Below are 13290 nucleotides of genomic sequence, written 5' to 3'. Positions count from 1 at the left end.
GCCGATCACTACTATGTATCGTGCGAGCGCGCGTTCGACAGCAGCTTGATCGGCGTGCCGGTGATCGTGCTGCCGAACAACGACGGGTGCGCAGTCGCCCGCTCGGCGGAGGCCAAGGCGCTCGGCATCAAGATGGGCGAGCCCGTCCACCTGCTGCGCGACAAGATCCGCGCGCACGGGATCCGCGTGCTGTCGTCGAATTACACCCTATACGGCGACATGCAGCGCCGGGTCGTTGCGGCGTGCGATGCCTTCGCGCGGGACTTCGAGATCTACTCGATCGACGAGACCTTCCTCGACCTGACCGGCTTCGAGAATCGGGATCTGGTCGCGCATGTCAACGCGATGCGCGCCCAGGTCCGCCAGTGGACGACGATCGGGTAGCCGCGCCTGGATCGGCTCGATCTTGAGCTCGAAGAACATTCCGAACGCCTCGCTCGGCTTGCCGAGGCTGGAGCCCTGCGCGTTCTTGATTCCGGTGAACTCGTCGTTGGCGCCGACCTGCGCGATCGGCAGGATCTTGATCCCGCCATCCTTGCCGCCTGGCTGGTGGACGAACAGATTCTTGAAATTTCCGGGCCCCTTCGACTGTTTCAACGCGGTGCGGATCGCCTGCACGTCGCCGTCGGAGAATTCTCCGGTCGCGTGCAGGATGAAGCCCGCATGGCTGCCGCTGAGGTAGTATTTGCGGCGGAACAGCGTTGCCGCCTCGTTCAGCAGCGCGGACTGAAGCGCCGAGAGATATTCCGGCACGCCGTACAGCTCCTAATTGATATCGGGCTGCATGATCTGGATGACGCTGTTCGGCCGGGACTCGGTCTCGATCGCGCCGCCTGGCGCAAAGAAATAGTGGCCTTCCTCGACGCCGCGGCGCGTGAACTTGGCGAGCGCATGGTCGAGGCGGAGCAAATCGCCCAGCACGCTGCGGCGTTGCTCGACAAAGCCGAAGCCGAAGATCAGATAATCCTGCACCAGTTTCTCGAACGTCGCGCGCGACAGCCAGGCGGTCGGCATGAACGACCGCACCAGCAGGTTGCGTTTGAGCAGGATCGCCGAGCTGTGATGCGGGCTCGCGCGGAACGATCGCGCCAGCCCCTCGACGCTGATCGGCGGTTCGTACCAGCGCCCGTTATGCCAGCACTGGAGCAGATCGAGCACCTCGCGCCGGCTGTTGACCGGTTCGGGATCGCCAAAGGTAAACGCTTCAACCGCGGTCGACGGCGCCCCCGCCATGCCGATCGCACCCGCCCGGCCAATGTCGTGGCGACCCATGCGGCGCGCGCGTGCGTTGCCCATTACAGGATCTCCATGGTGGCCTTCGGCTTTTCCTTGCCGTCGAGCGGTTCGTTGTTGAGCAGCTGCATCGTCGCCCAGGCGAGATCGGCGTGGCCCTCGTCACCGCCGCGCCCCGCCTTGAAGGTGACGTTGCGCCCCGAGGTGGTGAGCGTCTTCTTGATCGAGACGAAGGACGACACGACGTCGAGCCAGCCGGCATCGAACAGCATGCGGCCGCGCGCGATGACGTGCTGCGCCTTCATGATCATCTGCGCCTTCACCTCGAGCGAATATTCGACCTTGGTGACGCCGCGCAGCCCGGCCTCGGGTTTGGCGAGCAGCTGATAGACGCCGGCGCCGACGCCGGTCGCGTCGATCGCGAGGAAGGTGCAGGTGTAGCGCGACAGCACGCCCTTGATGAAGGTCGCCTGCTCCTCGAAATCGAGCCCGCGGAGCTGGTGCTTCTCCAGCAACCGGAACGGCGCGCCCTGCTCGGCGGGTGGCGCGGCGATCACCAGCGCGGCATTGTCGCCGTCGACGCTGTTCTGCGGATCGTAGCTCGCCCAGACGATGCCGTTGCCGAACGGTCGCTCGGCGTCCGGATTATAGTCGGTCCATTCCTCGACGGTATCAACGCCGCATTTGACCAGGTCGTTAAAGCGGAACGCTGACAGGCTGTCGTCGACGAAATCGCACAGGAACAAATTGGCGAATTCGTCGGGCGCGTATTCGTCCTCCAGCTCGTCGATATCGAACAGGTCGCAACCGGCCTCCTCCGCGTCGCGGATGTTGACGATATGCCGCCACACCCGGTCGGGCCCCTGCGCGCCGTCCTTCAGCGCGGCGTGGCTTACGTCGATCTCGACGCGGTTTTCCTTCCGGCGCCGCTTGTTGCGGCGCTCGCCGGTCCAGTACGGATAGGCCGGATGCGCGATCGTCGACGGCGTCGAGAAATAGGTCTTCCGCCATTTCCTGTGCGTCGCCATGCCGGAGGCGACCTTGTTCAGCTCCTCGAAGCTGTGGACCCAGAAGAACTCGTCGAAATAGAAATTGCCGTGGCGCCCCTGCGCCGTGCGGAAATTGGTCCCGAGAAAATGCAGCTCGGCCGCGGCCTCTTCGGCCGGGCGCAGTTCGCTGGTGATCAGCATCGGATCGCCGGCCAGGCTGACGCCGACCAGCTTGGCGAAGTTGACGATGTAGCTGCGGAACTGGTGCGCCTGCGCCTTTGACGCCGACAGGAAGATCTGGTTGCGGCCGGTCTCGATCGCGTCGATCAGCGCCTCGAACGCGAAATAATAGGTCGCGCCGATCTGCCGCGATTTGAGGATCATCCGCGTGCGGAACGTCAGCGCCGCGAACCATGCCTCCTGATAGCCATAGAGCTGGTCGAGGAAGATCGCCTTCAGCTCGGCCGCCTGGTCGGCGGTGAAGTGATTCTTCTTCGCCTTCTTCTTCTTCTCGCCCACATTGCGGTTGGCGACCTTGTCGTTCAGATCGCCCGAATGTCCGCCGGGCGCCTCGTAGTGGCGGACCTTCGCCAGGCTCTCCACCTGACGGCGCAGCGCATCCAGCTCGGTATAATCGGCGCCGGTCTTCTTCTCCTTGCAGATCAGCACCATCAGCCGCGTCTCGAGACAGTCCTCCAGCTTGCGGATCGACGGCGCGTCATCCCAGCCGTGGCGCCGCGCCCAGCTTTTCACCGTGTCGTATTTGACCGCCAGCTCTTCGGCGATCTGCGCGAGGCTCCAGCCACGCCAGTACAGGCTGCGCGCCGGGCGCACCCGTTCTTCGACGGGGAGGGTGAGAGGGTTGGCAAGGATCGACATCGTCGGCGAGCCTAGCCACGGCCAAATGCTTGCCGCCTCCCAGGGCTCTTGTAGAATATGTTTCTACAAGAGCCCTGGGATGGCGCCGTTCATAAAAGCAGTTTTGGAATCGCCGCTTCCTGATGCAGCAATGCGTGGATTTCACAGATCGCCTCAGCACCAGCTATCTAAGATGTCGTCCAATTCCGATTTTTTGTTCGCCGATGTAATTCTTCGCCGGCTGTGCTGTTGCCATTCCCATTATGAACGCTATCGCGGTTCAAATCACATGTGGAGCAAGGCGCGAAATGACGGGGTTCTCGATAGACCTAGCGGCCGACCGGATCGTCGATCACCGTTCACGCGCCTATTTCGTCGAAGTGTCCCGATCCTTTTCAAACGATTGTTATCGCAGCGCGATTGTGATGCTCTGGACCGTCGTTGTATGTGATATGGTCTACAAGTTGCAATCGCTTCGCGACCTGTACGCGGACGCCGGGGCTGGGAAACTTCTGCAAGATGTAGAAGCAAAGAGAACAGTTAACCCTAACAGTCCTGACTGGGAAATTTATCTCCTCGATCAAGTGTTTGCGAGAACAAAGATCCTTGAGACTTCCGAGCACGTGCAGCTGCAGCATCTTCAAAAGCTCCGACACCTCTCTGCTCATCCAGTGTTATCGGGTGCAGATCTCCTGTTCCTGCCCACCAAGGAGGACACTCGTGCGCAAATCCGCGTAGCGCTCGGCGCCCTGCTTCTGAAGCCGCCAATGTTTTCGAAGCGGATTGTAGAAGCGCTTGTTGAAGATATTGCTGCAAACAAAGCGCTTCTCATCTCGCGTGAGAAGCTAAAGGCTTATATTGAGGCACGCTACCTTCCCAATATCCCCCCCGCTATCGAACTCGAAATTATCCGCGCACTGTGGAAATTCTGCTTCAAACTTGATAAACCTGAGACCCAAGCCAATCGGCAGATTAATCTCGACACACTGGCCATTCTCTGCGCCCGCAATCCCGTCCCAGTCCGCTTGATGATAGACAGCGAACGTGCCGTTTTCAGCAATGTGGGCCCGGAAGTAGAGGCGCTCGATGCGTTGGTTCAATTCCTCGGCGAGCATCCAGAACTCTACGCATCGCTCGATTCAGCTGCGCACATCCTTATTGATGGCCGTATAGACGCAGACATTAACAACCTAGTCAGGGCGCGGTTTAAGTCAGTGGACATGGCAGATCACTTGGCGAACCTTGTGACAAAAACATCTGTGATGCTTGCTAAGATCGACGACGATGTGTGGATTGACTTGCTAGATGCTGCTGTAAACGAAGGGCATGGTGATGAAGCGGTGCGGATCGCAGTAAAGATATACGCCGGGAGCGGGAGCTACGATGCCGCCGACCGTCGCTTCCGTGCTTATATAGAGCCTGCGCTGCCCCGGTTCAATTTGGCGACAATGAGAGAGCTTCTTGAGGAGATCGACGTCAAACCTCAGACTTATGGTCGCGGGCGTGCTTCGTTCGACCATTCCCAGATTAGGGATGCCGCCACAGCGCTTGGGCTCGATACAACTATTTTTAAAAACTTCACCACGTATATTTGAGATGGAGTCCCCAGTCTGGGCTGGAAAGAGGCTGTTCGACGCCCACGACAAAATTATACGGCTATAGGCTGCGGTCTCTTGTAGAAAGTTATTCTACAAGACCGGCCGCTTGAGACTGCGGCTGTCTTCGTCCCTGTTCGATTCAACAAACGGCGCCCGGCGCGCCGCAATCGAACCGAGGATCAGCCGCCATGGGCACCAAGAGCAAGCCGTTCCGCGCCTTCGTCGAAGGCGAGACCATCAGCGATGGCCGGAAGGTCACGCCCGAGATGATCGACGAATGCGTCGCGACCTTCGCGCCGGCGACCTATTCCCCGCGGATTAACCTCGAGCACGTCTCGGGCTACAGCCCGGAGCCGCCCTTCAACGGCTATGGCGACGTCGTCTCGCTCGAAGCCAAGACCGACGACATCGTCATCGCCGGCAAGAGCGAGAAGCGCCACGCGCTGTACGCGATCGTCGAGGGCCAACGACCAGCTGGTCGCGCTGGCCCGGGCCGACCAGAAGCCATTCCCGTCGGTCGAATTCACCCCCAATTATGCCGTCAGCGGCAAGTTCGGCATCATCGGCCTGGCCTTCACTGATGCGCTCGCGTCGATCGGCACCGAGCGCCTGCAATTCTCGCACCGCGCGCCCGGCACGGTGTTCGCCTCGGGATCCGACCCCGTCGCGATCGAATTCGAGGCGAAGCAGGCCGAACAGGAGAAGGTCGACAGCATCGTCGATCGCCTGTTCTCGGCCGTAGCCGCCAAATTCAAACCCGCCGAACCCGTCACGCCGACGCCCGCCAACGACAATTTCGATCCGGCGAACTTCGCCACCGACATGCGGACCGCATTCAGTGGCTCGCTGACCGCGGCGCTGAAGCCGGTCACGGATGCGCATGCCGCGCTGCAACGCGAGCTGGCGACGCTGAAGACGCAGCTGGCCTCCACGGAGCAGCCCGGCTTCTCACGCGCGCCAGCATCGGGGGCAGGGGACGACGCCGTCACCGACTGCTGATCCGCCGCGCCCGACACCGACCGCCCCGCCAGTCCGCCTTCACAGGAACCGCCCCGATGCTCAACGCCACCCGCACCAAGTACGACGCCTATACCCAGCAGATCGGCAAGCTGAACAACGTCGCCGACCCCAGCTGCGCCTTCGAGGTGCTGCCCGCCATCGCGCAGACGCTGCGCGCCAAGCTGACGGGATCGAGCGACTTCCTGTCGAAGATCAACATCATCCCGGTGGTGGCGCAGGAGGCCGACAAGGTCGGCGTCGGCGTGAAGGGCACGATCGCCAGCCGCACTGATACGCGCACCAAGGACCGCAGCCCGCGTTATCCCGGCGACCTCGACGAGACGCGCTACCGGTGTGAGAAGACCGACTTCGACACGCTGATCCGCTAAGAGACGCTCGACGCCTGGGCGCATCAGCCCAATTTCCAGACGCTGCTGCGCGACGCGATCGTCAGCGAAGGCGGTTGACATCATCACCATCGGCTTCAACGGCCTGTTCGTGGCGAAGGACACCGATCCGGTCGCCTATCCGCTGCTTCAGGACGTCAACAAGGGCTGGCTCCAGCATATCCGCGAGGACGCGCCCGAGCGGCATGCCGCGGGCGGCGAGCTGAAGGCGGAAACGCGCGATGCGGACGGTGTCGTGACCGCAGCCGGCGCGATCTATGTCGGCGCAGGCGAGGTCGGCACCGAGGTCGATTACGTCAACATCGACGCGCTGGTGTTCGCCAGTATCGAGCTGCTGCACGAGAATTACCGCGAGGATACCGACCTCGTCGCGATCGTCGGGCGCGAGCTCGTCAACGACAAGTATTTCTCGATCGTCAACGCATCGGGCGACCGCGCGATCGAACAGCTCGCGCGTGACGTGCTGCTCTCCGACAAGAAGATCGGTGGCCTCAGCGCGGTGCGCGTGCCGAAATTTCCGAAGAACGCCATCCTCATCACCACGCTCGCCAACCTGTCGGTCTACGAACAGATCGGCACCGAGCGGCGCAAGATCGAGGACAACGCCAAGCGCGACCAGATCGAGAACTACGCAAGGCGGCTGCGCGCCGCTTCGCCGAGGCTGGCTGCTCGAATCAGGAGATCAAGGCGTGGACCGGTCACACGACCGACAGCGAGGTCGCGCGGTACACCGCCGCGGACAAGCTTTTGGCTAACCTTGCGGAAAGGCTAGCCAAGGATGCCACCATGGCATTGAAATCAGGTGAAAATAAATGAAATATTGGTGCACCCGACTGGATTCGAACCAGTGGCCTCTGCCTTCGGAGGGCAGCGCTCTATCCAGCTGAGCTACGGGTGCCTGAAGCGCTCGCCTAGCAAAGCGGATCGGGGTGCGCCAGACCTTTTCGGTGGGCGACGCGTGTTGGCGTCAGCGAGCCGGTGCGGCGGGCTTGCGTGCGGGCTCGGGGGTCTTGGGTTTGTACGCGCACAGGTCCGCGACGATGCAGCGCCAGCATTCGGGGGTGCGCGCCTTGCAGACATAGCGGCCGTGGAGGATCAGCCAGTGATGCGCGTGCAGGCGGAACGGCTGCGGCGTCGCCTTGTCGAGCTTGAGTTCGACCGCGAGCGGGGTCTTGCCGCGCGCAAGGCCGGTGCGGTTGCCGACGCGGAAGATATGCGTGTCGACCGCGAACGTCTCCGCGCCGAACGCGACGTTGAGCACGACGTTGGCGGTCTTGCGACCGACGCCCGGCAGGCGCTCGAGCGCGGCGCGGTCGTCGGGAACCACGCCGTCATGGTCGTCGACGAGCATCTGCGACAGCGCGATGACGTTCTTGGCCTTGGTGTTGTACAGCCCGATCGTCCGGATGAACGGCTTGAGCCCGTCGAGCCCGAGCGCGATCATCTTCTCGGGCGTGTCGACCTCGCGGAACAGCGCGCGGGTCGCCTTGTTCACGCCGATATCGGTCGACTGCGCGGACAGCGCGACCGCGACGACCAGCGTGAACGGATTGACGAATTCGAGCTCGGTCTCGGGATGCGGATCGGCCTCCGCGAGCCGCGCATAGAAGTCGACGACATCGGCCTTCTTCATCGTCAGAGACCCAGCACGTCGCCCATCCGATAGCGCCCGGCGGGCTGGTCGGCGAGCCACAGCGCCGCGCGGACCGCGCCGCGTGCGAAGATGCTGCGGTCGTCGCCGCGGTGGTTGAGCTCGATCCGCTCGCCCTCGCCGGCAAAGACGACGCTATGGTCGCCGATCACCGATCCGCCGCGCAGCGAGGCAAAGCCGATCGTGCCCTCGGTCCGCGCGCCGACGAGGCCCGCACGGCTGTCGACGCGCAGTTCCGCGAGCGACGAGCCGCGTCCCTTTGCCGCGGCATCGCCGAGCAGCAGCGCGGTGCCCGACGGCGCATCGACCTTGTGGCGGTGATGCATCTCGACGATCTCGACGTCCCAGTCCGCACCGAGCCGCGCCGCGGCCTCGCGCACCAATATGCCGAGCAGCGTGACGCCGAGCGAGGTGTTGCCGGTCTGCAGGATCGCGATGTCCGCGGCGGCAGCGTCGATCATCGACTGGTGCTGCGGCGACAGGCCGGTCGTGCCGATGACGATACCCGTGCCGGCCGCGCGCGCGGCGGCGAGGTGCGCCTCGACCGCCGAGGGGGTGGAGAAGTCGACGAGGACGTCGGCGGCGGCGGCGAGCGGCGCGGGATCGTCGCCTGCATCGACGCCGCCGGCGAGCGTCGCGCCCGCCGCCTCGATCGCGTCGGTGATCGCACGGCCCATCCGGCCGGCGCTGCCATAGATGCCGATCGCGGTCATGCGGGGGTGCGGAGTGTAGGATTATGCATCCGCGCGCTTTGGCACGAAGCGGGGGGCGCGAATAGGCCGGATTTCAATTCCGGGAGCGGTAACGCGGATCCGCGACGATCGCGCGGACCAGATCGAGGTCGGCGGGCTTGTCGACATCGACCGCGGCCAATCCGTAGGGGCAGGGGATCGCGGCGGCATCGAGCCCGGCCTTGCGCCCGAGATGCGCGATCGCCTCGCCGAGCGTCAGCCTGCCCAGCGCATAGCGGATCAGCAGCCCGATCCCGAGCCGCCGGACGATCCGCCAGGGACGCTTGCGATCGGCCTCGACCCGCCGCCACAGTTCGACCGCGGCGATCGCGCGCGGCGTGGCGAACTGGAACAGGTTGCACCCCGACCAGCCGCCATCGGCAAAGGTCAGATAGGTGCGACGCGTACCCGGTGCCGCGGCCTCGACCACGTCACGGCGGGCGAGCAGCACCGCGACGTCGGCACCCGGTGGCACGTCGGTGCGGAACCGCGTGACCCATTCGGCGCGCAGCAGCGCATGATCGGCGGTCGTGACGAGCAGCGGCGTACCCAGCGCCTCGATCCCGCGTGCGACGCTGAGACTGGGGCCCGCTGCGGCATCGAGCACGATGAGGCCGAGCGCGCGTGCGTGATCGCGCACCACGTCGTCGGAGGCGGAGACCGCGATCTGAGTCGCACCCGCCGCGCGCACCGCATCGGCGACGCGCGCGAGCAGCGTCCGGCCGTCGAGCTCGATCAGCGCCTTGTGCGCGACCCCGGCATAGTCCGCGACCGGATCGGCGCCGCCGCGCGATCCGGCGAGGATCAGCGCGCTGAACGCTGTAGCAGGCTGGGCGGCAGGCGGGGTGCTCATCGCGCGGGCCGTGCCCGCCACACACGCCAGAGCACGCCCGGCGCGGCGAGGATCGGATGACGCTCCGCCCAGGGCGACAGCGTCACGGGCACGTTCGTGTGCCGCTCGATCTTCCACGCGCCATAACGTGCGGCGCCCTCGAAGGTGAACGCCGCACGGATCAGCCGCGCGATGTTGATCGGCTTGCCCGCGCGGCGCCGCACGCCCCACGCGCGCAGCAGCGCACGTCGCTGAACAGGGGGCAGCGCGGGGCGCAGGCGTTCGCCGTCCTGCACGAACGCGATCCCGTCCGCCTGCCAGGCGAGCGGCAGCAGCTGGTGATAGCGATCGGGATCATGCGCGAGGATCTGATCCTCGCGCCCGCGTGCCTCGACGCGGAATTCGGCGGCATAGGTCTGGCGGAACAGCGCACGCCAATAGTCGCGCGCGGGCGCCGCCTCCGGCCCCAGCGCGGCGGCGAAGCGCGCGGCGGACCGCGCCGCGGCGGCGATCGCGTCGGCGACGTTGTCCCGCGCGGCCGGATCGCGCGACCAGACCAGCGCGGAGGGCTGGACGAACCGGGTCCAGATCGTCGTGTCCAGCGTCGCTGCCGCCGCCGCGTCGGCGAAGGTCGAAAGCCGCATCGTCGCGATCTTCGCGCGCAGCCGCTCGCCGTTCGGCGCATCGGCCGGGTCGAACTCGCGGTAGCTGACCGTCGGCCAGATCCCGCGCTCGCGCGGTCCTGCGGTCAGCACGTAGAAGTCGAGCACGCCCTCGGTCGATCCGGTCCGCAGGTTCGAGCCGTAGAACAGGATCGCGAGGGTGTCGGGCGTCTGCGCCAGCTGCGTGGCAATGGTGCGGACGGCATCGATCGTCGGCGCCGCGAGCTGGCGCCGGACGACGTCGGCGAGATCGGTCACGGCACGACGAAGCTGATCGGCGCCGCCTGGCGGATCGTCAGCGCGCCACCGGGATACACCTCGCCATCGAGGATGAAGCCCGCGTCCATCGTCACGTCGAGCGAATCCGGGTCGATCCGGTGATAGCCCGCGCGATCGAGCCATTTGGCGGGCGACCCGGCCACGATCAACGGCGCGGCGGCGGCGAGCCAGCGTGGCGGTGCGTCGACCAGAAGCGTCTTCAGCCCGTCGCGCGCCGGCCCGAACGGCTGCACGCCGAGCGGCATCCGCGTCAGCGTCGACGCGAGCAGGATATAGCGGTTGGTGTCGGTATCGGTCAGGTCGCCCGCGCGCGCGCTCGCGTCGTAGCGGACGTGCATCCGGTTGCCGACACGCCACGTCCCCGAGGACCGCCCGAACAGCGTCTGGACGATCGCCCAGCTGAGCGCGACGCCGACCGCGAATCCCTTGAACGCACCGGCACGGTGCGCGCGCTGGGCGAGCCCGGTCGCCTCGACGAACGCGCCAGCGCCGAACAGGAACCCGCGCCGCGTGCTGCCGGTGTCGCGGTGCTCGACCTCGACCGGACGGCGGACCACGACATGGCCGACGCGCGCCGCCGCGAGCGCCTTGTCGAGCGTCCAGTCGTCGGGGATGCCGAGGTCGAGCGCGAGCGCGTTCGTCTTGCCCGAGGGGACGATCGCGACGCGTGGCTGGGTCCCCGTCCAGACCGTCGCCGCGGCGGTGAGGACGTCGCGGATCGTCCCGTCGCCGCCATCGATCACGAGCAGTTCGATGCCGTGGCGCGCAAAATCGGTCAGCACCTCGGCGAGTTCGGCCTGCGTGCGCGGCGTGACCGCCAGCACCGTGCCCGACACGAACGGCCGCGTCGCCTCGACGCTGCTGCGGTTGCGATGGCTTTTGGGATTGCAGATGATCCCCGTGCGGATCTCCGACGCCGCGGTGCGCGCGGCCAGATCGGACGTCGCGTCGCGACGTACCGGGGTGAACGGCACGCCATCAAAGGCTTGAAAACTGGAAACGGCGTCGTTCACACTGTTGGCTACCTGTCGCAGCGGATAATCGCTACACTTTTATGTCGGGGCGGACCAGTGCCGGGTGGCGCCGGTGCCGCACCACCCGTTCAGCGGCGATACCGCATCGTCATGCGCAGCGTCGTCCCCGCTGCGGGAAGCTGGACGCGCGCCGAGGCGAAGGACGGCAGCCCGACCGAGGTCGGCGCATCGTTCGAAAAGCCGAAGCCTTCCTTGGGCAGGAACAGCGTGCGGTTGAAATTATGGTCGGCATTCTCGTCGTGATATTGCGCGATCGCGTAATAGCCGGGCTTGAGCCAGAAACAGGCGCGCGGCTGATTGGCGGGAACGCGCGCGCGCACCAGCTTGCCCCCCTTGGCGAGGAATCGCGACTTTTCGTCCGGATAGACCGTGAACGCGACCTCGCCCGCGGCATTGTGCAGCGTCGTCGCCTCGAGCGTCATCTTCGCAAGACCGGGACCGGGTTTGCCGACGCAGGTCTCGGCGGCGGCAACGGGGGCCGACGCCGCCAGCGCAGCCGCGGTCAGACCGACCATGAGGGGCAGTTTCGTCATCGTTCGACCCTGGAAGTGTATAAAGGCAATTTGGTGGCCAATGCCGGGCAGTGTGTGAACACGGGCTTTATCGACCCGCCGATCCGCCGCCCGTCGTAGGCAGCAGGGGTCAGTCGCGCGCGCGTGGCCGCGTGAAGCGGGCGGCGGCGATGCCGAGCAGGATGGCGACCGCGATCGATCCGATCATCACCCCCATCGCGACTCCGGTCGATCCATAGACCGGCATCAGCACGAATGCCGCGATGAACAGCAGGACGACCGCGACGACGCGGATCGCGAACACCGTCCCCGCGCGGTTGACCGCGGTCATCACCGTGTCGAGGCTGACCGTCGCGAGATCGAAGCATCCCGCCGCGGCGAGCCAGAGCAGCACCGGATAGGCGGTGCCGAACGACTTGCCGCCGACCAGCTTGAGCATCGGTTCGCCGATCAGCGCGACCACCGCGAGGATCGCCAGCGCCGCCGCGCTACTGGCGAGCATCGTCTTGACGAGGATGCGCCGGAGGCGTTCGGGCGCGGCGGTGCGCACCGCGCGGACGATCTCGGGAAACGCCGCGCGCGAGAGCAGCTGCGACAGTTTCGCGAGCGCCTGCGCGACCTGCGCGGCAAGCCGGAACGCGCCCGCGGCGGCGGGGCCGATCGACGCGCCGACGAGCAGCAGCGGGATCTGCTTGCTCGACAGCCCGAGCGTCGCGCTGGCGTTGGTGCTCAGCGCAAACCGGACGACGCCGGGATTCTCGGCGATCAGTGTCTTCCACCGGCTTCGCCCCTGCATCAGCAGCGCGAAATCGCCGCTGCGCCAGACCATGATCCAGTAGGTCGCGGCGGTGACGATCTCCGCCACCGCCCAGGCGGTCATGAAGCCGCGAATCGTCGGGTCGAACAGCATCGCCGCACCCGCGCCAATAAACCGCATCACCGGCGTCATGCTGTCGGCAAGCGCGGAAAGCGAGAATTTGTCGCGCAACCGGAGGATGCCGAGCGGCGTCGAGCGGATCGTCACCAGCTGGATCACCGCGAACACCAATGTGTAGTGCATCAGGTCGCGCGGGATGCTGAACGCGTCGGCCCAGATCTGCAGGATGCCGATCGTCAGCAGCGCCCCGACGATCGCGCTCGACAAGTCGAGCCGCGCCGCCAGCCGGAACAGCCGGGCGAGCCGCGGCGTGTCGCCTTCATGCGCGGCGTGGACGCCGTACTGGACGATGATCTGCCATGTCTGGAACCCGACAAAGGTCGTCAGCGCCTGCACCGCGCCGGTGATCAGCGCGAACCGGCCGAAATCGACGACGCCGAGCGTGCGCGTGGCAAAACCGAGATAGAAGAGCGACAGGATCGCCAGCACGCTGCGGCTGGCCAGCAACCAGCCCAGGTTGCGCGCCGCGGAACGGAGCATCCCGCGGATATCCGCGGGCGCCGGGGAGGGTGCGGTGTCCTGTGTCATGCGCGTTCCGGCCCCTAAAGCGCGCGGCGCGGGGCGGCAA

Annotated in this window: 15 protein-coding genes and 1 tRNA gene; 6 read left to right on the top strand and 10 right to left on the bottom strand. The window is 65.7% G+C overall.

The features are described from left to right. Positions 1 to 54: 54 nt before the first annotated feature. Positions 55 to 384, top strand: a complete 330-nt coding sequence (locus tag QP165_RS07455; protein ID WP_333996973.1) for a Y-family DNA polymerase — start codon at positions 55 to 57, stop codon at positions 382 to 384. 381 nt (positions 385 to 765) lie between these two features. Here QP165_RS07455 and QP165_RS07450 read toward each other — a convergent pair whose 3' ends face one another. Together QP165_RS07450 and QP165_RS07445 are read right to left on the bottom strand one after the other, a co-directional pair. After that, on the bottom strand, positions 766 to 1296 hold the full coding sequence (locus QP165_RS07450; protein WP_333994839.1) for a hypothetical protein: 531 nt from the start codon (positions 1294 to 1296) through the stop codon (positions 766 to 768). Beyond that, positions 1296 to 3101: a terminase large subunit domain-containing protein gene (locus QP165_RS07445; protein WP_333994837.1), complete on the bottom strand. Its 1806-nt coding sequence runs from the start codon at positions 3099 to 3101 to the stop codon at positions 1296 to 1298. Before QP165_RS07445 ends, QP165_RS07450 begins: the two co-directional genes overlap by 1 nt. 287 nt (positions 3102 to 3388) lie before the next feature. Here QP165_RS07445 and QP165_RS07440 point away from each other — a divergent pair, with 287 nt between their 5' ends. The 5 genes from QP165_RS07440 to QP165_RS07420 all read left to right on the top strand — a co-directional run bounded on the left by QP165_RS07440 (position 3389) and on the right by QP165_RS07420 (position 6856). Next, a complete protein-coding gene (locus QP165_RS07440; protein ID WP_333994834.1) occupies positions 3389 to 4675 on the top strand; it encodes a hypothetical protein in 1287 nt (428 codons plus the stop codon). 191 nt (positions 4676 to 4866) lie between these two features. After that, the gene (locus tag QP165_RS07435) at positions 4867 to 5259 is read left to right on the top strand and encodes a GPO family capsid scaffolding protein (RefSeq protein WP_333994831.1); all 393 of its coding nucleotides are present in this window, start codon (positions 4867 to 4869) and stop codon (positions 5257 to 5259) included. Further along, complete coding sequence (locus tag QP165_RS07430) at positions 5153 to 5677, top strand: GPO family capsid scaffolding protein (RefSeq protein ID WP_333996972.1); 525 nt, start codon at positions 5153 to 5155, stop codon at positions 5675 to 5677. The genes QP165_RS07435 and QP165_RS07430 overlap by 107 nt, the downstream gene beginning before the upstream one ends. A gap of 56 nt (positions 5678 to 5733) precedes the next feature. Beyond that, positions 5734 to 6066, top strand: coding sequence for a P2 family phage major capsid protein (locus QP165_RS07425; protein WP_333994829.1), 333 nt, complete (start codon positions 5734 to 5736; stop codon positions 6064 to 6066). A 109-nt stretch (positions 6067 to 6175) separates the two neighbouring features. After that, complete coding sequence (locus QP165_RS07420; protein WP_333994826.1) at positions 6176 to 6856, top strand: P2 family phage major capsid protein; 681 nt, start codon at positions 6176 to 6178, stop codon at positions 6854 to 6856. A 49-nt stretch (positions 6857 to 6905) separates the two neighbouring features. On the opposite strand, the gene QP165_RS07415 is transcribed toward QP165_RS07420, so the two are convergent. The 8 genes from QP165_RS07415 to QP165_RS07380 form a co-directional block, all read right to left on the bottom strand. Further along, positions 6906 to 6982: transfer RNA gene (locus QP165_RS07415), tRNA-Arg, on the bottom strand. Positions 6983 to 7051: 69 nt separating this feature from the next. Beyond that, positions 7052 to 7717, bottom strand: coding sequence for an endonuclease III (gene nth / locus QP165_RS07410; protein ID WP_333994824.1), 666 nt, complete (start codon positions 7715 to 7717; stop codon positions 7052 to 7054). 2 nt (positions 7718 to 7719) lie between these two features. Next, a complete protein-coding gene (gene dapB / locus QP165_RS07405) occupies positions 7720 to 8448 on the bottom strand; it encodes a 4-hydroxy-tetrahydrodipicolinate reductase (protein WP_333994822.1) in 729 nt (242 codons plus the stop codon). A gap of 73 nt (positions 8449 to 8521) precedes the next feature. Then, on the bottom strand, positions 8522 to 9319 hold the full coding sequence (locus tag QP165_RS07400) for an NTP transferase domain-containing protein (RefSeq protein ID WP_333994821.1): 798 nt from the start codon (positions 9317 to 9319) through the stop codon (positions 8522 to 8524). After that, positions 9316 to 10218, bottom strand: coding sequence for a hypothetical protein (locus QP165_RS07395; RefSeq protein ID WP_333994818.1), 903 nt, complete (start codon positions 10216 to 10218; stop codon positions 9316 to 9318). Before QP165_RS07395 ends, QP165_RS07400 begins: the two co-directional genes overlap by 4 nt. Then, positions 10215 to 11252 (bottom strand): diacylglycerol/lipid kinase family protein, encoded by a 1038-nt coding sequence (locus QP165_RS07390; protein WP_333994816.1) that lies wholly within the window; start codon positions 11250 to 11252, stop codon positions 10215 to 10217. The genes QP165_RS07395 and QP165_RS07390 overlap by 4 nt, the downstream gene beginning before the upstream one ends. Positions 11253 to 11341: 89 nt before the next feature. Continuing rightward, positions 11342 to 11806 (bottom strand): DUF2141 domain-containing protein, encoded by a 465-nt coding sequence (locus tag QP165_RS07385; RefSeq protein WP_082445763.1) that lies wholly within the window; start codon positions 11804 to 11806, stop codon positions 11342 to 11344. A 109-nt stretch (positions 11807 to 11915) separates the two neighbouring features. Next, positions 11916 to 13250: a lipopolysaccharide biosynthesis protein gene (locus QP165_RS07380; protein WP_333994815.1), complete on the bottom strand. Its 1335-nt coding sequence runs from the start codon at positions 13248 to 13250 to the stop codon at positions 11916 to 11918. Between the last annotated feature and the right edge of the window lie 40 nt (positions 13251 to 13290).

The sequence above is a fragment of the Sphingomonas sp. 22R3R2A-7 genome (assembly GCF_036856055.1).
In the GTDB taxonomy this organism is placed as follows: Bacteria; Pseudomonadota; Alphaproteobacteria; order Sphingomonadales; family Sphingomonadaceae; genus Sphingomonas.
This window is presented reverse-complemented; position numbering and strand designations above follow the sequence as displayed.

What these genes read in the sequence shown, in the direction of transcription:
- QP165_RS07450 (WP_333994839.1), bottom strand. Translation starts at nt 1,296, where the DNA reads ATGGGCAACGCACGCGCGCGCCGCATGGGTCGCCACGACATTGGCCGG.
- QP165_RS07445 (WP_333994837.1), bottom strand. Translation starts at nt 3,101, where the DNA reads ATGTCGATCCTTGCCAACCCTCTCACCCTCCCCGTCGAAGAACGGGTG.
- QP165_RS07440 (WP_333994834.1), top strand. Translation starts at nt 3,389, where the DNA reads ATGACGGGGTTCTCGATAGACCTAGCGGCCGACCGGATCGTCGATCAC.
- QP165_RS07435 (WP_333994831.1), top strand. Translation starts at nt 4,867, where the DNA reads ATGGGCACCAAGAGCAAGCCGTTCCGCGCCTTCGTCGAAGGCGAGACC.
- QP165_RS07425 (WP_333994829.1), top strand. Translation starts at nt 5,734, where the DNA reads ATGCTCAACGCCACCCGCACCAAGTACGACGCCTATACCCAGCAGATC.
- nth (WP_333994824.1), bottom strand. Translation starts at nt 7,717, where the DNA reads ATGAAGAAGGCCGATGTCGTCGACTTCTATGCGCGGCTCGCGGAGGCC.
- dapB (WP_333994822.1), bottom strand. Translation starts at nt 8,448, where the DNA reads ATGACCGCGATCGGCATCTATGGCAGCGCCGGCCGGATGGGCCGTGCG.
- QP165_RS07400 (WP_333994821.1), bottom strand. Translation starts at nt 9,319, where the DNA reads ATGAGCACCCCGCCTGCCGCCCAGCCTGCTACAGCGTTCAGCGCGCTG.
- QP165_RS07385 (WP_082445763.1), bottom strand. Translation starts at nt 11,806, where the DNA reads ATGACGAAACTGCCCCTCATGGTCGGTCTGACCGCGGCTGCGCTGGCG.
- QP165_RS07380 (WP_333994815.1), bottom strand. Translation starts at nt 13,250, where the DNA reads ATGACACAGGACACCGCACCCTCCCCGGCGCCCGCGGATATCCGCGGG.